General features: G+C 44.1%; 21 protein-coding genes. 8 read left to right on the forward strand and 13 right to left on the reverse strand.

Annotation, left to right across the window (positions count from 1 at the left end; translation table 11 throughout):
* Positions 1-861: alpha/beta fold hydrolase (locus F6K57_RS13720; protein WP_364302781.1), on the forward strand; the 861-nt coding region annotated here is incomplete at its 5' end.
* Between the two features lie 94 nt (positions 862-955).
* Here the strand turns inward: F6K57_RS13720 and F6K57_RS13725 are convergent.
* From F6K57_RS13725 to F6K57_RS13760, 8 genes are all read right to left on the reverse strand, one after another.
* Positions 956-1369 carry a hypothetical protein gene (locus F6K57_RS13725; RefSeq protein ID WP_293038014.1) on the reverse strand — a complete coding sequence of 138 codons (414 nt, stop codon included), beginning with the start codon at positions 1367-1369 and terminating at the stop codon, positions 956-958.
* Positions 1366-1515, reverse strand: a complete 150-nt coding sequence (locus tag F6K57_RS13730) for a hypothetical protein (RefSeq protein WP_293068369.1) — start codon at positions 1513-1515, stop codon at positions 1366-1368. The genes F6K57_RS13725 and F6K57_RS13730 overlap by 4 nt, the downstream gene beginning before the upstream one ends.
* A 273-nt stretch (positions 1516-1788) precedes the next feature.
* On the reverse strand, positions 1789-2148 hold the full coding sequence (locus F6K57_RS13735; protein WP_293020810.1) for a hypothetical protein: 360 nt from the start codon (positions 2146-2148) through the stop codon (positions 1789-1791).
* Positions 2149-2199: 51 nt separating this feature from the next.
* Entirely contained in the window at positions 2200-2439 is a 240-nt protein-coding gene (locus F6K57_RS13740) for a hypothetical protein (protein WP_293020808.1), read from the reverse strand.
* 31 nt (positions 2440-2470) lie between these two features.
* Positions 2471-3916, reverse strand: coding sequence for a PRC-barrel domain-containing protein (locus F6K57_RS13745; RefSeq protein WP_293068373.1), 1446 nt, complete (start codon positions 3914-3916; stop codon positions 2471-2473).
* A 486-nt stretch (positions 3917-4402) separates the two neighbouring features.
* Positions 4403-4846, reverse strand: coding sequence for a hypothetical protein (locus F6K57_RS13750; RefSeq protein WP_293068376.1), 444 nt, complete (start codon positions 4844-4846; stop codon positions 4403-4405).
* Between the two features lie 76 nt (positions 4847-4922).
* Positions 4923-5852 carry a 30S ribosomal protein S6--L-glutamate ligase gene (rimK, locus tag F6K57_RS13755; protein WP_293068378.1) on the reverse strand — a complete coding sequence of 310 codons (930 nt, stop codon included), beginning with the start codon at positions 5850-5852 and terminating at the stop codon, positions 4923-4925.
* Entirely contained in the window at positions 5849-6325 is a 477-nt protein-coding gene (locus F6K57_RS13760; protein ID WP_293020802.1) for an ATP-dependent zinc protease, read from the reverse strand. Before F6K57_RS13760 ends, rimK begins: the two co-directional genes overlap by 4 nt.
* Before the next feature lie 15 nt (positions 6326-6340).
* On the opposite strand from F6K57_RS13760, the gene F6K57_RS13765 reads away from it, so the two are divergent.
* A complete protein-coding gene (locus F6K57_RS13765; RefSeq protein ID WP_293020801.1) occupies positions 6341-6472 on the forward strand; it encodes a hypothetical protein in 132 nt (43 codons plus the stop codon).
* Between the two features lie 145 nt (positions 6473-6617).
* Here the strand turns inward: F6K57_RS13765 and F6K57_RS13770 are convergent, their stop codons facing one another.
* Entirely contained in the window at positions 6618-7826 is a 1209-nt protein-coding gene (locus tag F6K57_RS13770; protein WP_293068382.1) for a VCBS repeat-containing protein, read from the reverse strand.
* Between the two features lie 1118 nt (positions 7827-8944).
* On the opposite strand from F6K57_RS13770, the gene F6K57_RS13775 reads away from it, so the two are divergent.
* The 4 genes from F6K57_RS13775 (at position 8945) to typA (ending at position 13220) form a co-directional block, all read left to right on the forward strand.
* Entirely contained in the window at positions 8945-9073 is a 129-nt protein-coding gene (locus F6K57_RS13775) for a hypothetical protein (protein WP_293038025.1), read from the forward strand.
* A 234-nt stretch (positions 9074-9307) separates the two neighbouring features.
* Positions 9308-11038 (forward strand): peptidoglycan-binding domain-containing protein, encoded by a 1731-nt coding sequence (locus tag F6K57_RS13780; protein ID WP_293068386.1) that lies wholly within the window; start codon positions 9308-9310, stop codon positions 11036-11038.
* Positions 11039-11045: 7 nt separating this feature from the next.
* The gene (locus tag F6K57_RS13785; protein WP_293068389.1) at positions 11046-11357 is read left to right on the forward strand and encodes a hypothetical protein; all 312 of its coding nucleotides are present in this window, start codon (positions 11046-11048) and stop codon (positions 11355-11357) included.
* Positions 11358-11417: 60 nt separating this feature from the next.
* Positions 11418-13220 carry a translational GTPase TypA gene (gene typA / locus F6K57_RS13790; RefSeq protein WP_075896790.1) on the forward strand — a complete coding sequence of 601 codons (1803 nt, stop codon included), beginning with the start codon at positions 11418-11420 and terminating at the stop codon, positions 13218-13220.
* Between the two features lie 87 nt (positions 13221-13307).
* On the opposite strand, the gene F6K57_RS13795 is transcribed toward typA, so the two are convergent.
* From F6K57_RS13795 to F6K57_RS13810, 4 genes are all read right to left on the reverse strand, one after another.
* Entirely contained in the window at positions 13308-14519 is a 1212-nt protein-coding gene (locus F6K57_RS13795) for a PilT/PilU family type 4a pilus ATPase (protein WP_075896792.1), read from the reverse strand.
* Between the two features lie 291 nt (positions 14520-14810).
* Positions 14811-15104 carry a hypothetical protein gene (locus F6K57_RS13800; RefSeq protein WP_293068393.1) on the reverse strand — a complete coding sequence of 98 codons (294 nt, stop codon included), beginning with the start codon at positions 15102-15104 and terminating at the stop codon, positions 14811-14813.
* On the reverse strand, positions 15097-15429 hold the full coding sequence (locus F6K57_RS13805) for a hypothetical protein (RefSeq protein ID WP_293038036.1): 333 nt from the start codon (positions 15427-15429) through the stop codon (positions 15097-15099). The genes F6K57_RS13800 and F6K57_RS13805 overlap by 8 nt, the downstream gene beginning before the upstream one ends.
* Before the next feature lie 197 nt (positions 15430-15626).
* Entirely contained in the window at positions 15627-16613 is a 987-nt protein-coding gene (locus F6K57_RS13810; protein WP_075896794.1) for a GntR family transcriptional regulator, read from the reverse strand.
* Between the two features lie 666 nt (positions 16614-17279).
* On the opposite strand from F6K57_RS13810, the gene F6K57_RS13815 reads away from it, so the two are divergent.
* Entirely contained in the window at positions 17280-18023 is a 744-nt protein-coding gene (locus F6K57_RS13815; RefSeq protein ID WP_293068396.1) for a dienelactone hydrolase family protein, read from the forward strand.
* A 77-nt stretch (positions 18024-18100) separates the two neighbouring features.
* A complete protein-coding gene (locus F6K57_RS13820; RefSeq protein ID WP_293068398.1) occupies positions 18101-19006 on the forward strand; it encodes a S1 RNA-binding domain-containing protein in 906 nt (301 codons plus the stop codon).
* Positions 19007-19047: the final 41 nt, after the last annotated feature.

Below are 19047 nucleotides of genomic sequence, written 5' to 3' on the forward strand. Positions count from 1 at the left end.
TCCCACGGACTGGGTTCAGAACGGAAGACATTTGAGTACTTAGCCCGTCACCTGGCATCCCATGGATTTGCTGTGGCTGTACCGGAACATCCAGGCAGTAATGCGGATCAAATACAGGCTTTGTTAACTGGTCTTGCCAAAGAGGCAGCTCCACCATCAGAATTTATTAACCGCCCTCTGGATATTAAGTTTTTACTGGATGAACTAGAAAGTTCCTTTCAAGGGCAGTTAAATTTGCAACAGGTGGGAGTATTGGGTCAGTCCTTTGGGGGTTACACATCCTTAGCTCTTGCTGGAGCCGAGATCAATTTTGAGCAATTGCAACAGGATTGCGCTCCCTTAAATCAGGATACCTTGAATATATCCCTACTACTTCAGTGTCGTGCCTTTGACTTACCACCACAGGACTATCAGTTATCGGATCAACGGATTAAAGGTGCGATCGCAATTAATCCAATTACTAGCACAGTCTTAGGAAAATCCCAACTTAGCCCAATTCAAGTGCCCCTGATGGTAGTCGCTGGTAGTGATGATACCATAGCGCCAGCGTTACCAGAACAGATTCAACCCTTTACTTGGCTGACAACTCTACAGAAGTATCTAGTATTGCTTAGGAGAGGAACCCACTTTTCCACCCTCGCCCCATCACCCGATGATGTCCCCTTACCTGAGGCAGTGCTTGGTCCTGACCCAACTATTGCTCAGGAGTATATGAAAGCATTGAGTTTAGCATTTTTTCAAACCTATATTGCTGGTAAATCAGAGTACCAAGCTTATCTGAGTGCTGCCTATGCTCAATCCCTTAGTAAAGAGCTGATGCCCTTGAGTTTGGTGACAATTCTTGAGCCTTTGGTACGGTAAAAAGCAGGGTTGTGAGGTAAGAAGTCAGAAGTCAGAATTCAGAATTCAGAATTCAGAAGTCAGAAGTCATAAGTCATAAGTCATAAGTCATAAGTCAAAATATTGCTCGTTCTAGCTGTTGAACTTGTTTTGCCTGTTCTGATTCTGCCGGAGCCTCTTTCAATGACGTAATTTCTGTAGTTAGCTCCTTGAGCTGGGTATAAAAGAAATATCCTGTGCAAGCTCCTGCTCCTGCTACCATCAAGATTAAGATCATCCAAATAGCGGTGAAACGACCCATTTTTTTCTGTAGCTCTTTTGTTTCTTGCTCCTGTTTCTTCTTATCGGACATGGCAGTCATTTTAAATTCCACCAATGCTTCGGCGACTTCTTCGATATGTTGCTCTTGGAGATTAGCAAGAGGATTGACTGGGGTCACAACAGGAAGGGCTGTGTTGGTAAGAGGTTTGTTGTCTATAGCAAAATTATTGATCGTGCTTGTTTTACTTAGATGATTGTTGTTAGTCATGGCCTTTTTTTGAGACTATTTATTGTTGGTTTTTTATAGCAAAGAGAACAGTGAGTAGGGAGTAGGGAGTAGGGAGTAGGGAGTAGGGAGTAGGGAGTAGGGAGTAGGGAGTAGGGAGTAGGAAAATTATGATCAAAAATGGGCACAATTAATTTAGTAATACTCTAGTATTTATTAGAGCAATTATATATGCCATGAGGTACCAAGAGATACCCCTAAATCCCCCTTATCAAGGGGGACTTTGAGGTTGAGAAGCGTACCTCATAAATCCTATAAACGCTATATTTAGTTTTAATGGTAGACCTCTTGCAAAAGTATTTTTCTGATAGTGTTTGCGTCAATTATTCTCCACTGTTCCCTGTTCCCTGTTCCCTGTTCCCGACTTCTGCAAGAAGTCTGGTGAATAATTAATCAAAAAATCACCGGTTTTGTTGAGTGGTTTTCCAGGAATTTACTGGTGCGAATTGCTGCTGCAACTGCTTGTAAGTCATAGCACCAAGGGGACTGATAGCAGCAATACTACCTCCTAGGATCACAATACTTAAAACCAGCCAGATTTGGAGCCGTTTCACTGAGGCTTCTAGGAACTCCACCTCCTGTTGCAACCCATTAATAACTCTTATTGCTCTGAGGTCAGACCATATACTGTCTTCTTGAAGAAATTCACAATCGCTATTGTTGTCAGTGGTGATCATTATTTGAGTACTTCTTAAATAAACGTTTCTTGCCACCTTCTGAGATATTACTAAGTAAGCATTCAGCCGTTGGCCGTAGGCCAAGGGCTGATCGCTGAGGGCTGATCGCTGAGGGCTGATCGCTGAATACTGATATTACTGATCAGCGACCATTAACACAGAGATTATGTTCTGCAGAGAGCTCTGTTTTTCTTTTCTCTCGGATGCAACGGTTTCTGCTGGTGTTTGGGGTGCAGTTGCTTCTGCTGAACTCGGAGTCGGTTTAGACTGAGAGTTCTCATTACCATCAGTAGCTAGAGACAACCAAGATGCGATCGCTAAAATACTTAGCACCATTGCAAATTGTCTAGTTACCAGTATTGCAACTTGTCTCATGGTATTTTTCTCCTTGAGTTGTATAGATCAGTTAGTGCTTAAGAGCTGTTTTGGCAGATTCTGGCTCAGAACTAGCTTTGAGTGTCTTGTCTTTCTGAGCAGCTTCTGTAGTAGTAGCGGAGTCAGCACTCGGCAACTTTGTCTTTACTTGAACTAGTTTTTCCTTAGCCTGGTCAGTCAGCTGTTTAGTGGTCTGTTGTGCTTGACCAGCGACCTCAGAGAGCTTTTCTTGGGTATTCTCCGCTACTTTTTTAGTAGTTTCTTGCACTTGAGCGGTGAGATCAGAAAGCTTCTGTTGAGCATTACCAGTCAGCTGTTTAGCAGTCTGTTGCACTTGAGTAGTAATCTCAGAAAACTTCTCTTGGGCATTCCCCGCTACTTTTTTATTGGTCGGTTGTACTTGACCAGCAACATCAGAGAGTTTCTGTTGAGCATTACCAGTTAACTGTTTAGTGGTCTGTTGTGCTTGACCAGCGACCTCAGAGAGCTTCTGTTGAGCATTACCAGTTAACTGTTTAGTGGTCTGTTGTGCTTGACCAGCAACCTCAGAAAACTTATTTTGGCTATTCTCCGCTACTTTTTTAGTAGTTTCTTGCACTTGACCAGCAACATCAGAGAGCTTCTGTTGAGCATTATCAGTCACCTGTTTAGTGGTCTGTTGCACTTGACCAGCAACCTCAGAAAACTTATTTTGGGTATTCTCCCCTACTTTTTTAGCATTTTCTTGCACTTGAGTGGTGACATCAGAAAACTTCTCTTGAACATTACCAGTCACCTGTTTAGTGGTCTGTTGCACTTGACCAGCAACCTCAGAGAACTTATTTTGGGTATTCTCCGCTACTGTTTTAGCATTTTCTTGCACTTGAGTCGCTAACCCCTGAGCCCCTTCCATCAGCGCCGCCATATCTTCCTTAGTTTTGGCGTAGTCATCTTTCAAGGATTCAGCCGCCTGAGCAACTTTTTGGTTGATGCCATCGGTATACTGCTCAGCGTTTTGCACCATCGCCTCTATGGCCATCACTCGTTTACCGCCCACACTGGCGATGGCGACAGGGGGAAGTCGGTAGGTGCCATCAGTGACACCACGCCAGCCCTTGGAGCCAAAGATATACTCAACTACCGTCCCGGTGTTGGGGTCAAATCGATAGTCCACCAAAGTACCTGCCTGATTCCCTCCGTCCGTCCACAACTGATGTCCCACAATCGATTCCACTGATGGGGGTTTTTTCGCTGCGGTTTCCGAGTCAAGGTAAACTAGAATGCTGTCGGAGCCAATCGCCTCAATTTCTGCCCAAGTAAATGACCGTTTTTTGCGACCCAGCAGTCCTGACTTGCAAACCAAACCCAAAACTTTATGAGCCATTGGGTCGAGCCACAGCTCAGCTACCCGACCAATTTCTTCAGTGTTTTGGCGATTCAGTACTATCCGGTTGATTACATCACTGTGCTTAATGGCAGTTTCTGATTGTGTGTTCATCAACGTTCTCCTTAGTTTTAAATCAGAGTTTTTAGAGCAAATCTGGTAGCATCGGAGTTGTTAACAACTGGCATTTGCCGACCTTGACTCTCTCCATCTCCTCCCCTTTTTAGTCATGACATTAGGCATCAGCTGGTTGTTTACGCCGAAACAGAGTATTTACTTAGACATTCGGCTCCTTTGATTAAGCTCTGATGAAAGATTAATCAAACTTTGTGAACAAACTGTGAGTATGCTAGGGGCGCACTCGCGCTAAAAAAGCTTTTGAATGACTGATATCAGCAGAAAATTGTCAACTGCTTGACCAGATTTGTAAACTATTGGTTTTGTGAAAATTCCTAACTCAAGGTGTCAGCATTCAGCCGTCAGCTTATTTTATTCAAAAGCTGTTCGGTGTCAGGATAGGCTGAGCCAGCGGTAAACTTTTCAGGACTTACGCATAAAGGCGTTTCTCGTACTTATCAGGTACACTCAATTTTATTCCCCCTACTCCCTACTCCCGACTCCCGACTCCCGACTCCCGACTCCCGACTCCCGACTCCCGACTCCCGACTCGCTGCTCCCTTGCACTTGCTCCCCCAGCCACTTAGTAATTAGTTCTGGACAATTCTTCTTAAACCAGCGCAGAGCAACAACTCTGAAGGCTGGTTTGGACATACGGGCAATTGATTTCATCATCCAGTTGAGGGAGCGAGACTGAAACTTTTTGTTGATCAGGTTTACTGAGCCCACATCGTAGAGGCAATCGAGGATGAGCTTCACGGTAGCCTCTTCCCTTTCTACTAAATGTTCCAGCAGCAGCAGGACATCATGCATACGCTCCTTTTGCATGCGCTCTTCTTCCAAGATTTTCGGCACCTCGACCAATGGTTCGGAAGATGTCATCATAGTCGTAGTATCTATACTTGACTGTTCCAGGCTTGGATTCATTCCTGACACCCTAATCAATAATTTACCTATGTTCTAGTAACAATAACCTAGTATTCCGTCAAAATTGAATGACAATTTAATACTTTATGCGATCGCGAACAGCTCCACTGCGAGGTGTACCTTTTTTATCATTCGCAGCACTTTTTTCCAAAAATTCAATAATCTTCCCCGCCACATCTACTTCAGTCGCCTTTTCAATTCCTTCTAGTCCTGGTGAAGAATTTACTTCCAACACTACCGGACCATGATTGGAGCGTACCATGTCTACCCCAGCTATGCGTAATCCCATGGCTTTAGCAGCACGAATTGCTGTGCTACGCTCTTCAGGGGTTAACTTGATTTTTTCTGCTGTTCCCCCTCGGTGTAGGTTCGAGCGAAATTCCCCTTCTGCTCCCTGTCGCTTCATTGATGCTACTATTTTACTATCAATCACAAGGCAACGAATATCCATACCCCCTGCTTCTTTGATAAATTCTTGGACTAAAATATTGGCTTCTAAACCGCGAAAGGCTTCAATGACGGAGGTAGCAGCTTGATGAGTTTCTGCCAGTACCACCCCAATGCCTTGGGTACCCTCCAATAGTTTAATCACCAAAGGAGCACCACCTACCATCTCGATTAAGCCGTCAATATCTTGGGTGGAATGGGCAAAGCCAGTTACGGGCAAACCAATACCTTCACGAGAAAGGATCTGAAGAGAGCGTAGCTTATCACGAGAGCGGGAAATTGCCTGAGTTGGATTAGCACTAAAAACACCCATCACTTCAAACTGCCGTACAACGGCGGTGCCATAGAAGGTCTTTGATGCCCCGATCCGGGGAATAATGGCATCAAAGTCATCTAAGGGTTTGCCCTGATACATTACCATTGGCTTGTGAGCTGTAATATTCATATAACAGCGCATATAGTCAATCACCCGCATTTCATGACCCCGCTTGTCCCCAGCATCCTTCAAGCGTCGGGTAGAATATAAGCCAGCATCTAGGGATAAGATAGCAATTTTCATCCTTGATTACTCCTATCATTGCTCTGGTGACTCGTAGTTGAACTTTGTACAAAGGAATGACCCGAGTCTACCAAAAAGCGCCTCTGAACAGCTTGACGCCCCAGCAACATCCGGAAACCCATGGCATCTCGATTGGTTAAGGTAAGTTCAATCGGCCACTGCTTGCTACCTAGTTTTACAGTAGTCTGGATAACCGGTCGCAACTGAGTTTGTCCATTGGAACTGCGTACCTTTCGCTGGTCTAACAGTTTCGCTTCTGCGATTACAGTTTGATGGCTGTCCCGCTGATAGGGATGCACTTTAAACCGAACCCACTTGATCCCATCATGGTCGAAGGTTTTGATATCAAAGGCATGTAAGGCGGATGAACGTGCGCCAGTGTCAATTTTCGCCTTGACCTGTATAATACCAAGTTCAGGCAACGTCAACCATTCTCGCCAGCCAATGATTGGCAAGTGTTCGGAGTGCTTCATTTAGGGTAAATTAGTATGCTATGGCGCAGGGAATCGGGAATCGGGAATCGGGAATCGGGAATCGGGAATCAGAACAGTGTGGGGAGAGGGGCGGGGGCGCGTTCCTATAACTATCGTTCTCTTGATAATGAATATAACAAAAATTAGCCTTAGGGGCGCATCCCGTGCGCCCCTAAGGTGTGTGAGTAATTGATTGTATGCGACAGCAAGTCAGAAGTGCGAACGCATAATTTGATTGAGCGCTGTTTGTTGACAGTCAACCGTCAACAGTCAACCCTCAACAAAGGTCACTTTAGGCATGGCTTTCCCAGCTCAAATCTATCGACTCAGAGATTACTGGTCGCTCGTAACCGTTTTCATTGATCATCCACATCCCTGTCTTGCCATCAACAGTATTGCTCCAGAAAATGTCATCGTAATTATTGTCGTCAAAATCCATAACTCCTTGAAATTTCCAGGTGTTGTCGAAGGGTGCATTATTCACCAACACTGACTCGATGTAATCTGTACCTGCCATCCGCCAGTAGGAAACATTTTGGTTTTCAGTATTAAGCCAGAGAATATCCCCGTCATCATCTCCATCAAAGTCTCCGGCACCAACCATCTTCCATTTACTGTCGGCTGATTCTGATTTGATTAGTACTCCCTGAGTTAGCTCAGTGCCATTCATCAGCCAAACTGCATTTTCGCCAGTGGAGTGATTACGCCACAGCAGATCGGTTTGCTGATCACCGTTGAAATCTGCTGTGCCATGGATTTGCCAGTTAAGGTCTGAGACTGGGACGATGGATACTGCTTCTTGGAACTGGGAACCCTTCATTAACCAGATACCAATGTCTCCAGTAACGGTATTGCGCCAAACCATATCTTTGTGGCTATCATCGTTAAAGTCTCCAGCAGCACGAATCTCCCAGTCACTGTTAACTGATTCCATTTGAATCGTCACTGCCTCATCTAGGTCAGTACCCATGACCCCATGCATCCGCCAAGCTCCCATGGCACCAGTCTGAGAATTATGCCAGAACAGATCCACTTCAGCAGAGGTAAATTCGATGGCGTCAATTCGCCCTAACTCGAAGGTCTCATTATCAAGACTATCTGCCTCTACAACAATTTCGATGCGATCGCCTGGGGCAAGTTGTACATCCTTAAAGATAGGATTTGGATTAGGATCACCATTGCTGAGAGAGTCAGTGAAACCGACATAGTTAAGGGGGTTGGGTCCGTCTCCACCAAGGTTTTTCTCCAAAGTATAGGTGTCAATTTCAATACCGTTAACCTGTAGTTTTAGTTTGGCTTTTCCATCCACTTCATCAAAGTGAGCGATACCGATATGGTATTTGCCAGCAACACCATCACTTTCTGTCCAGTCAATTCTGATTATGCCGTTGCTTTCAATGTCTTCGATTCTGACTGCTTTAGAGCCTGAAGCAATATCATTATCAAAAACCTCGTAATTTTCCAGGGTAACGCGAATTGAGTTTTCTGCTTCGATTTTCATGGTTGTTTTCCTGTTTTAGATGAAGCGCGTTTTGTTAATTGGTAACTGTTGACAGTAAACTGTCAGCGGTCAGCCGTCAGCGGTCAGCCGTCAGCGGTCAGCTTCAAATAAAATAGAAAGTCTGGGGAAAACCCCCATTTCACGTAGCCCATAGGCTGATAGCTGATAGCACCTCAAGTAGCACCATCTGTAGCGCATTAGCTGATAGCTGATAGCTTACATTAACAGCTAATTAACTAGTAGTTTGCTGAAAATCCCTTTGGCATAACTGTTAGGAATTGCTCTAATAATTCCCAAACTATTGAGCAAAACTATTGGTAGAATGCAGTTTTTGGTTTAAATGCAGCCTGGTTTTGTCTTGTGTCGATTGCACAAGTGTCTCTTTTACGTGGATGGTAGAGATTGCACACTAGATTATTTTATACCATGACAGATTTTTGAGCTGTTTTGAAATTAGGTCACTTTGACAAGTGGCACAGTTAAATGCTATTATAGAAATTAGCTGCTATAATATTTCGGGTTTTAATTGGGTGAGGTATAGGAAAGGGAATAGGGAACAGGGAATAGGGAACAGGGAATAGGGAATAGGGAATAGGAAACAAAAATTATCACAATTCCTACACGGATTCCTCTTTAACCATCAAAAATAAATTATTTGAATTATTTATAATAGTTTATTTACGATATTTATTTAAATAAGTATGAAGCTTTATTTAAGCTAATTTATGATTGCTATAGCGAGAATATATAGGACAGGTAACCAACAAAAAAAATCACCATTGACTTAGGTTTTTTATACTACTCATATATTAAAAAATCCTGCTAAAATTGGTGACTCGCTAGTCTGATATAAAAAGCTTTTTGAAGGAAATAATTTAAAATTCAAAAATAATTAGTGCGTAGTTAGGGGCGGACTTGCCATTATTTTTCGCCTCTTAGCCAGCCTTGGGATAGTCCGCCCCGTAACGCACCACTACTAATAACCTTTAATAATAGCATTTTCTAGTCAGGGTGGGGGGAGTTTCTGGAAATTGATAAACGCGATTGACCTTGGCCAAAAGGCCACGCTACGCGAATGGTCACGCTACGGGATTGGCCGTAGGCCACGCTAAAAGCGATTGACCTTGGCCAAAAGGCCACGCTACGCGAATGGTCACGCTACGCGATCGCATCTAGCCGAATTCCCCATATTCCCGACTCCCGACTCCCGACTCCCGACTCCCGACTCCCTGCTCCCTTTACCATAGTTTACAAAACTTTACAAATTTCCTCACTAAAATATCCGGGTTGACAAAATAAATTGTGCAAAGCTTACTAGACTCAAGTGCTGTCTATAGCGTTTCTCCATCAGATGTAAACCGAGGAGGTCTTTTTTTATTGTCGAATAAAACTCCGGATCTCTTTCCCCTCTAGCATGCATGCCTCTTACCTCTTGCCTTTTAAAGCAAGAGGTGTGTTTACAACCTAGATAAAAACGCTATATGCCTGACCCCTCTACTCTCCTACTACTAGCCTACAGCCACTGCAAAAATGCCACTGCTAGTCTTGACTACAGTGACAGCATTATCTGCACGCCCACTCAAGAGCCCAACCAATCCCCTCGGCTGGGGAAACCCTCCAAGAGCATCACTGCTCCAGAAGCGATCGCAATTGCTCAAAACTCTCGATTCAGTAATCTCAAAACAGTCCAGGGACGGTCTTTACCAGGAATAAATGTCCCCCCAACACTGCGTTTGGGGAGCAAAGGGGAAGTTGTCACTAGACTACAAACTATACTGCAACAGTTAGGCAACTACCAACAGCCAGTGGATGGTGTATACGGTTCCAATACCTTTGCTGCTGTCTCTACATTCCAGCAAGCACTAGGATTGAATGCGGATGGTATTGTTGGACCAATAACCTGGATAACTCTACAACAATTGCACTCAGAATTCTTATCTGCTACCCAAGAGAGGGAGTTGATCGAGATTTCCCCAAATCAGCCACAAACTAGAGGGGAAGGTCAGGATACTATCATTAATAATTTTATTTCAACACCAGAGTCTGCCTTAGCAAATCAATCGGTTACTTCAACCCCCTTGAACGCCCTCTCCAATAAACCACTATACCGATGGTTGTTTGGCTGGGCAGTGGTATCTCTTGGAGGATGGGGAGTAATTGCGCTACAGATAAACTATCAACGGCTCCCGATTCGGCTGAGGATAGGAAAATCCTCTACAAAAACAGGGCAACCTGAGAATATTGTGCCCAGAGAAGATATAGAAGATAGCGAATCAAGCATCTATTCCATGGATGATTTGCTAACTACCATCAGTGAGAGCGAGATAGACCAATCTTCAATCCCTGAAACGGTCTCTGAAACGGTTGCTATTGAGGAAACTGTAGACCAAAACAATCAAGACTTAAGCTTAGAGAAGTATGGTCTACTTCTGTTCACCAGCCCAGTGGCAACAAGCCCTAATGTTTTACCGATACAATTTGAAGATAGTAATGAAAATAAAGCTAAGCTAAACTTAGCTAAATCCTCTACTTTGTTCTTGCCCTTAGATCAGATTAAATTTAAACAATCCCCACCATCGAGCGGTGAAGATAATCTATCTTTATCAGCTGTTTTGGAATCTTCTGAGGAAGGTCTCTACAGTTTTACCCACCCTTCTATATCCTCCGTTATTCAAGAATTGACCAACAGTGAGTTAGTGGAAGTCGAGGCAGCTAAGGGTGGGATTAAACCTCTCAATAACTTCTTTACTGACCTGTATCGCCTTGCTCAAAACGCTAGCTTACCTGACCAAAACCATCACCAAGATACCAGCACAACTCAGGAAAACGTTCCCCAAAGATCCCAAAACTCTGACCAAGCTGATCAACGTATCCCTGATCAGATCAAACCAGGAACTGTAGTTGGTATCCTATCCCCGACTAATCCAAAAACAGGAGAACGGTATACCTACTCATTAATTGATGATGCTGGCGGGCGGTTTATGTTGAAGGAGAATAAACTGGCTCTTACCGAGCAAAGCTTGATTAATTTCAAAACAGACACCAGCCATACCGTGATTGTCCGTCGCACGGATTCCAAAGGTATCTATGTTGATAAATCCTTTACTCTGCGTTTGAAGGCTGAGAACGAGTCAGCACCTCCTCAGCCCCCGGTTAACAATCAGAAGAAGGTATCCACTGAAACGCGATCGCTTACCAGTGTCAGCAGTTGATCAATTCATGATTTACCCAGTAACAGGTAACCCACAACTGATGGCACTAGGAGCAAAGATTGACCTTGGCCAAAAGGCCACGCTACGCGAATGGTCACGCTACGGGATTTTCCTTTGGAACCGCTTCGCGAACGCAAACCTATCAAGACGGCATAGTTTGATAGGGGTCTGTGTAGAAATTGTGATAATTTTTGATGCCATATTCTCTACTCCCGACTCCCTACTCCCGACTCCCTTTGCTATACATAGGTTTAACTTAGCCGGATGCTACCAGTCCGGCATCAGCCATTTTTCTTTGGCTCTTCCCAAGGTAAGCTAGAATTATTAAGAAATCTTTAGAAAAAATTGTAACTGCTGCTACCTATTTCCAGGCGCTGGTATGACTCTCCCAATTCGCAACGTTGCTATTATTGCTCACGTCGATCACGGCAAAACTACCTTAGTTGACGCTCTACTCAAACAATCCGGTATCTTCCGCGAAGGGGAAGACGTTCCAGACTGCGTCATGGACTCCAACGATTTAGAGCGGGAGCGGGGTATTACTATTCTTTCTAAGAATACCGCCGTTCGGTACAAAGACATCCTAATTAATATTGTTGATACTCCCGGTCACGCTGACTTTGGTGGAGAAGTAGAGCGGGTATTGGGTATGGTGGATGGCTGCATCCTAATTGTGGATGCTAATGAAGGACCAATGCCTCAAACCCGATTTGTCCTGAAAAAAGCTCTGGAAAAAGGACTCCGCCCGATTGTAGTGGTCAATAAAATTGACCGACCCCAAGCGGACCCTTATGGTGCCATCGACAAAGTGCTGGATCTGTTCCTAGAATTAGGAGCAGACGATGACCAGTGTGAGTTTCCCTACCTATTTGCCTCCGGTCTACAAGGCTACGCCAAAGAAGATTTGGACGCAGAAGCGGTAGATATGCAACCACTGTTTGAAGCGATTTTGCATCATGTCCCGCCACCAGTAGGAGACCCTGCCAAGCCGCTACAACTACAAGTCACCACCTTGGACTATTCCGAGTACCTAGGTCGCATTGTGATTGGCAGAATTCACAACGGAACCATTAAGGCCAGTCAACAAGCTGCTTTAGTTAAGGATACTGGGGACATAGTTCAGGCAAAAGTTACCAAGTTGATGGGATTTGAAGGACTCAAGCGAGTTGACCTAAAAGAAGCATCAGCTGGTTATATCGTGGCGGTAGCTGGGTTTGCTGATGCCAATATTGGTGAAACCATTACTTGTCCCAATGAACCCCAAGCCTTACCCCTAATTAAGGTAGATGAGCCTACCTTGCAAATGACCTTCTGCGTGAATGATTCCCCCTTTGCGGGTAAGGAAGGGGACTTTGTAACTTCGCGACAATTACGCGATCGCTTATTCCGAGAATTAGAAACAAACGTAGCACTACGGGTAGAACCCACTGACTCCCCCGATAAATTCCTAGTATCTGGTCGTGGAGAGCTACACCTGGGTATTCTGATCGAAACCATGCGTCGCCAAGGATATGAGTTCCAAGTTTCCCAACCCCAAGTCATCTACCGGGAAGTCAATGGTCAACCTTGCGAACCCTTTGAATATCTAGTGCTAGATGTGCCAGAAGAAGCCGTGGGTAGCTGTATCGAGCGTTTAGGACAGCGCAAAGGGGAAATGCAAGATATGCAAGTGGGTGCCAATGGTCGCACCCAAATCGATTTTGTGATTCCTGCCCGTGGCTTAGTTGGTTTCCGGGGGGACTTCCTTCGCTTGACCAAAGGTGAAGGGATCATGAATCATAGCTTCCTAGAATATCGTCCCATGACTGGGGAATTAGAAACTCGCCGCAATGGAGTAATTGTAGCCTTTGAAGAAGGGATGGCTACCTTCTATGCCCTGAAAAATGGAGAAGACCGTGGTGTATTCTTTATTAAACCAGGCACTAAGGTTTACAAAAACATGATTATTGGGGAACACAATCGTCCTCAGGACTTAGATCTAAATGTCTGTAAAACGAAGCAGTTAACTAACCATCGTTCCGCCACTGGGGATGAATTAGTGCAGTTACAAGCCCCAATGGAGATGAGTTTGGAACGGGCTTTGGAGTATATTGGACCCGATGAACTGGTGGAGATTACACCTCAGTCAGTTCGTTTGCGGAAGCTGTCTAAGAAGAAGTTGGCGAAGCAAGGTAAAAGGTAAGAATTGAGAATGTAGAATTTAGAATTTAGAATGTAGAATGTAGAATTTAGAATGCATTCTTAATTCTAAATTCTGACAGACAACCTCCTAACCTTCATTCATCCAATCACGAGCCGAGGCGGAAGCATCTATACCACCAGTGCGCATCTGGCGTATCAAAGCCTGGGGATCAGGAGACACTTTAAGGGCTTCGGTGGGTGTGATTTTTTCATCAATTAGGTAGTTGTAGAGAGCCTGATTCATAACTTGCATTCCTTCAATGGTTTCAGTTTCCATCAGTCGGAACACATCCCCATCTTCTCCCTTAAGCAGGTAATCCTGTACAGTTGGGGTATTGATTAAAATGTCATGAACCGCAATCCGACCCTTATCGATGGTTGGTACTAAGAGTTGGGCAATAACTGCCAACAGGGACTCAGCAATCTGGATGCGGATCGCTGACTGTTCATCAGGATTGTAGAGATTCAACAGACGGTTAATACTGCTGATGGCATTGCGAGTGTGTAGAGTACCCAAGACCAGATGACCGGTTTGGGCAGCTTGCAGGGCAGTATCAACTGTGATGCGATCGCGCATTTCCCCAATTAGAATTATATCGGGATCCTCCCGTAACACAGACCGCAGAGCGTGGTGAAACTCATGGGTGTGTAATCCCACTTCTCGCTGACTAATCAGGCACTTTCGGGAGCGGTGGACATATTCAACCGGGTCTTCAATGGTAACAATATGTTTGTACTCTGTTTCATTGAGATGGCGAATCATCGCCGCAAGAGTCGTTGATTTACCTGATCCTGTCGGACCGGTAACTAAAATAATTCCCTGACCCTTGCTAACTATTTTTTTTAAAACTTGCGGTAGAGTTAAATCATCGATTGAAGGAACATCAAGGCTGATTAATCGCAGCACAATGGCTCCGCCGTTTAGGGAGTCAAAACAATTCACCCGACAGCGCACTAAGCCAGGGTAAAAAATAGCAGTATCCAGTTCTTTGGCTTCAGCAAACTGCTTCCTCTGAGCCGGAGTGAGAATCTCATTGAGGTATGCCTCAAAGACTTCCACTGTGACCTTGGTATGACGTTTAGCCACATACATCTTGCCCCGAATCCTAAATCTGGGGACCTGTCCCACTCGAATATGAATGTCAGAAGCTTTGTGACCATGAGCCTCTGCGACGATTTGCTCGATAGAAGGGGGATGGCTAAGGTTCGAGTTAAGTTCTACTACTGGTTTAAGTGGTGATGGTAAAGTTTGAGGCTCTTGATCAATTTGCACTCCTACACCAGAATTCGTGTTCTTCATATGATGTACCTAGGGATACCCTTGCTGGACTGATCAGGTCGGGGCGTTGATGTTTGCTGATCTTCTTGTTGGCAGTGAATTTCGGTTGCTTGTGATCCAACCAAAGAACTGTCAACCCTAGAGAAATTTTACTTTATATAAAAAGTTTTCACACTAATCCAGCTAGGTTTTTGATATTGCTGTCAGACCTCACCTAGATATGATATATTTAAAGTTTATGGATTAGGATGATAGCCTTAGGTACCGGAACTTAAGCTAAGCCCTAACCCTCAAAATTACAATACCAGAGTACTAGTCACCAAGCTCAATAGTTTTGAGTTCCCCTTCCACGAAATAAAAAATTTCAGAACCGAAAGCGATGGTGCTCAGTTCCAAATCTTGAGGTTTGCCAGTGGCCTGATCAGTTGTCGCTTTCCACAGCCTAATCGCTGGTTGGGACTCAAACGTCTCCCGTTCCGGTGTTCCTGGCTGCAAGGGAAAATAATCACGCTGGGCAGAACCAAGTTTTCCTGGAGGCTTGAATCTCATTGAGGTGTAAATCACACCTTCAGATGGTTCACTAAGGCGTTGATATTCCCTAGTCACTGCTGGAGCTCTCCTTGCCCTTGCCCTGATTAAGTAGAAGCTGAAATTTAGGCTCAGCATTTTCTTGGCTTACTAGTAACACGGCGTAGTCTTTGAGACTATCCCTATTAAAATCAGCGGTGAAGATAGTACAGGTAAGCTGCACATTTATATCTTCTTGATCAAAGGAGCGAATTGACTTCACAAAGTCAGAACCTTGAGCAAGTCGATATTCCCCAATGTTTTTTTGGAGTTGTTTTGGCAGTTCTCCGTAACATTGAAAGTCTGGTAGCTCAACTGATGGCTCAGCTTTAGAGTTACAGGCTACCAGTAGTAGTATTGGCACCGAAAATAGGAAAATTTTTATGAGCATTATTTTCGGATAATTTTTAGTAATTTAAATACTTTCGTTCAACTAGTAAATTTAAACTAATTAATTTAGCTTATGGGGTAATGTTGTCACACTGCTGCACAACTTTTTTTGATATTTTTAGCGGTATAATCCATAATATCCCATAGCTTTAATCCCATCAAACCGTTAAGTTAACCCAAACCCAGTTCCCGTTTGAGCAGATTAATCGACTTGCTACCAATATAGTTTTCACAACGGATCAGCTTGGGTGGTCGAATAATATCTTCACGAGCAGCTAAGATGGCCTCTTTAACAGTTTGATAACTTGCTTGATCGCTAATAATTATCTGGGAACTACGAACCAGAGCTTTTAGTTTGTAGTTGTCCTTAATCTGAGCCGTCATCACTAACAACTCATCTCCCCGTAGACTATGGATAATAATTTCTACTATTTTTAAAATCCCAGAACTGATGCTAACCACTCCTAAACGGCTACCTTTGGAGAGATTCTTAATTAGCTTAATTTCTGGCTCATAGTCATAAATATCAACAGGGATGACACGGACAGATTTAGGGGCAACAATCCCTTCTGCTTTACCGATAAAATAGCGACTAGTAACTACTGTCGCCGAGTGAGTTTGATCCAAAGCTTCCGAGAGTTCTTCCATTGGCACCAACTGCACCGGGATTCCCAAGGATTGTTCTAACTCCTGCACCATCAATTCTCCAGCACCAATGTCTCGTGACTCTACTGTCACCAGTACCCTAGCGCTACACCGTAACCGCCAGTCAATCTCCGACAAAAATAGTTCCCTAGCTTGGTTAAGGGAGCAACCTTGTCCGAGAAGTTGATTGAGGCTATCTTGAACAACCTTGTAAGCTTCGGGGGAAAACTGGTTAAGAATGCCAACCTGACGTCGATTACCCCCTTCATGACCCTGTGCCTTAACATAAATGCCTGACCCAGCATGGGACTCTACTAGTCCTGTTTCTTCTAACTGCCGATATACCTTGCTGATGGTATTGCGGTGCAAACCCGTCTCCATCGCTAGCTGACGGGTACTGGGCAGTTTATGACCTGGGGAATATTGTCGGGATGCGATCGCAAACTGAATTTGGTCAAATAGCTGCTTCGAGGCAGGTATTTCACTATCTTGTTGAATATGATACTGAACCATTACAGAGTCTCCAAAATCCCCTGTTTATCACTATTATATGGTAAATTTTATATTTTAAACTTTTCGTTCAAATTTTGCTATCCACTTCAGCTATAATGTAAGCATTCAGCTATCAGCCGTGAGCTAAAAGCTCACGCGTGCGCGTTCAGCGGTCAGCTTAAAATAAGATTTGGGATAATTTAATAGTTCGAGATTTTATCGAATTCAAAGTCTCGGTAGTAATGATTCAGCCGTCACCTGATAGCACCTCAAGTAGCTTGCGCGTAGCGCATTAGCTGATACGCGACACGCTGATCCCATCTCAAGTAGCACCATCTGTAGAGCCTAGGCTGATAGCTGATCCCTAATAGCTTATCGCTGATCCCTAATAGCTTATCGTTTAAAAATTAGCTAATTATAACTAAGTTAGCTCCCAAATAACTAAGTCAATAAAAATCAATAAAAATCAATAAAAATTAATAGATTTTTAATTTATACTCTGGACTATACTGAACTATCCAATTAAGTAAACTAGTTAATTAACTTATTATTTATTTATTAAATACAGGTATAATTTAGAGTTAAGCTACTGCTGTAGAATTGGCGCTGAATTCAGAAAGCCAAGAAAACCTTTAGCTTAGCATCTATAACTGCCAAGCAAGAGCTTCACATCCTTCCAAATCGATTATGACACATAGCGAAATTCGTACCATTACCGTCAAGGTGGTCAATGGTGATCTAGACATAGCAGCTTACCTGGCAATGCCGGTGGCAGAAAGACCTCTTCCTGGAATTGTGGTGCTGCAAGAAATTTTTGGGGTGAATGGCCATATCCGGGATATCACAGAACGGTTTGCCAAAGAAGGCTATGTTGCGATCGCTCCGGCACTCTATCAACGCCAAGCCCCAGGCTTTGAGACAGGTTACACCACTGAAGACATTAAGATTGGCAAGGAATACAAGGCACAAACCAGAGCAGCTGAACTGCTGGGAGACATACTCGGGGCCATCGATTACCTGAGGAGTCAAACCCCTGTGCAAGATAACTCCATCGGCTCTATTGGCTTTTGTTTCGGCGGTCATGTTGCCTATCTGGCTGCTACCTTACCCGATATTAAAGCTACTGCTTCGTTCTATGGCGCTGGGATTACTACTATGACTCCTGGCGGTGGTGAACCAACTATTACTCGCACACCAGAGATTAACGGTACACTCTATGGTTTCTTTGGCATGGAAGATGCTAGCATTCCAGCAGAAGAGGTTGATCAGATTGAGGCTGCTCTTGAGAAAAATAAAATTAATTATCGTGTCTTTCGTTACGATGGAGCAGACCACGGATTTTTCTGTGACCAACGGGCTAGCTACAATGAAAAAGCAGCTACTGATGCGTGGGCTAACGTTTTGCAGCTCTTTAGGGAAAAACTTGACTAAACTGTCACCGGCTCCCAACTTTTTAAGCAGCTGATCCCATATCAGAAATCATCACTGATTTTAAACCGTTAATCATCATGAATTCAAAATCAACCTCTTCGACCACCAGCAATTCATCCTTTTCTATGGATGATTTTGCTCAAGCCCTAGAAGAATACGACTATGAGTTTAAACAGGGACAGGTGGTTCGTGGCAGAGTACATAACTACGAAACCGATGGTGCTTATGTAGACATCGGTGGTAAGTCCCTGGCTTATCTACCAATTAGTGAAGTTTCCTTAGAATTGGATCTCGATTGGTCGGAAGTACTGCCCTTGGATGAGGAAATGGATTTCCTGATTATTCGGGAGCAGAATGCCGATGGTCAAGTTACCCTTTCCCGGCGTCAGCTGGAGATTAAGCAGGTTTGGGATGGGTTAGTTGAACTCCAAGACAATGGAAAATCATTAGATGTCCGGGTTTCTGGAGTGAATAAAGGTGGTGTCACCGTGGATGTGCGCGGATTGCGGGGATTTATTCCGCGATCGCACTTGAGTCAGCACGACCATCTAGATTCCTTGATTGGTCAGAAACTAACAGTCACTTTCCTAGAAGCTGACCGCGATCGCAATAAGCTAGTGCTTTCTCAGCGGGAAGCTGTGCGTGCTGCTACTTTCTCTGAGCTAGAAGTGGGACAATTAGTGGAAGGTAAAGTAGCTGCGATCAAGCCCTTTGGTGTGTTTGTGGACTTTAATCAAACCAATGGCTTGCTACACATTAAGCAAGTAAGCCAAAATTTCGTTGAAGACCTCTCCAAGGTGTTTGAAATCGGTCAAGTGATCCAGGTAATGATTATTAACTTGGATGAAGGCAAAGGTCGTATTTCTATGTCTACCAGGGTTTTAGAAAATTACCCAGGAGAAATGCTCGAAAAGATGGCAGAGGTAATGGCTAGTGCTCCAGCTCGTGCTGAACGTGCTAGGCAAAAACTATTACAAGGATAAGTTAGGTCTTTTTAATCGATAATGTTTGTTGTTGGCTGTTG

The sequence above is a fragment of the Moorena sp. SIO4A5 genome (genome assembly GCF_010672005.1).
Taxonomy (GTDB): domain Bacteria; phylum Cyanobacteriota; class Cyanobacteriia; order Cyanobacteriales; family Coleofasciculaceae; genus Moorena.

What these genes read in the sequence shown, in the direction of transcription:
- F6K57_RS13740 (WP_293020808.1), bottom strand. Translation starts at nt 2,439, where the DNA reads ATGAGACAAGTTGCAATACTGGTAACTAGACAATTTGCAATGGTGCTA.
- F6K57_RS13820 (WP_293068398.1), top strand. Translation starts at nt 18,101, where the DNA reads ATGAATTCAAAATCAACCTCTTCGACCACCAGCAATTCATCCTTTTCT.
- typA (WP_075896790.1), top strand. Translation starts at nt 11,418, where the DNA reads ATGACTCTCCCAATTCGCAACGTTGCTATTATTGCTCACGTCGATCAC.
- F6K57_RS13765 (WP_293020801.1), top strand. Translation starts at nt 6,341, where the DNA reads ATGCTATGGCGCAGGGAATCGGGAATCGGGAATCGGGAATCGGGAATC.
- F6K57_RS13815 (WP_293068396.1), top strand. Translation starts at nt 17,280, where the DNA reads ATGACACATAGCGAAATTCGTACCATTACCGTCAAGGTGGTCAATGGT.
- F6K57_RS13750 (WP_293068376.1), bottom strand. Translation starts at nt 4,846, where the DNA reads ATGAATCCAAGCCTGGAACAGTCAAGTATAGATACTACGACTATGATG.
- F6K57_RS13795 (WP_075896792.1), bottom strand. Translation starts at nt 14,519, where the DNA reads ATGAAGAACACGAATTCTGGTGTAGGAGTGCAAATTGATCAAGAGCCT.
- rimK (WP_293068378.1), bottom strand. Translation starts at nt 5,852, where the DNA reads ATGAAAATTGCTATCTTATCCCTAGATGCTGGCTTATATTCTACCCGA.
- F6K57_RS13725 (WP_293038014.1), bottom strand. Translation starts at nt 1,369, where the DNA reads ATGACTAACAACAATCATCTAAGTAAAACAAGCACGATCAATAATTTT.
- F6K57_RS13785 (WP_293068389.1), top strand. Translation starts at nt 11,046, where the DNA reads ATGATTTACCCAGTAACAGGTAACCCACAACTGATGGCACTAGGAGCA.
- F6K57_RS13810 (WP_075896794.1), bottom strand. Translation starts at nt 16,613, where the DNA reads ATGGTTCAGTATCATATTCAACAAGATAGTGAAATACCTGCCTCGAAG.
- F6K57_RS13745 (WP_293068373.1), bottom strand. Translation starts at nt 3,916, where the DNA reads ATGAACACACAATCAGAAACTGCCATTAAGCACAGTGATGTAATCAAC.
- F6K57_RS13760 (WP_293020802.1), bottom strand. Translation starts at nt 6,325, where the DNA reads ATGAAGCACTCCGAACACTTGCCAATCATTGGCTGGCGAGAATGGTTG.
- F6K57_RS13780 (WP_293068386.1), top strand. Translation starts at nt 9,308, where the DNA reads ATGCCTGACCCCTCTACTCTCCTACTACTAGCCTACAGCCACTGCAAA.
- F6K57_RS13770 (WP_293068382.1), bottom strand. Translation starts at nt 7,826, where the DNA reads ATGAAAATCGAAGCAGAAAACTCAATTCGCGTTACCCTGGAAAATTAC.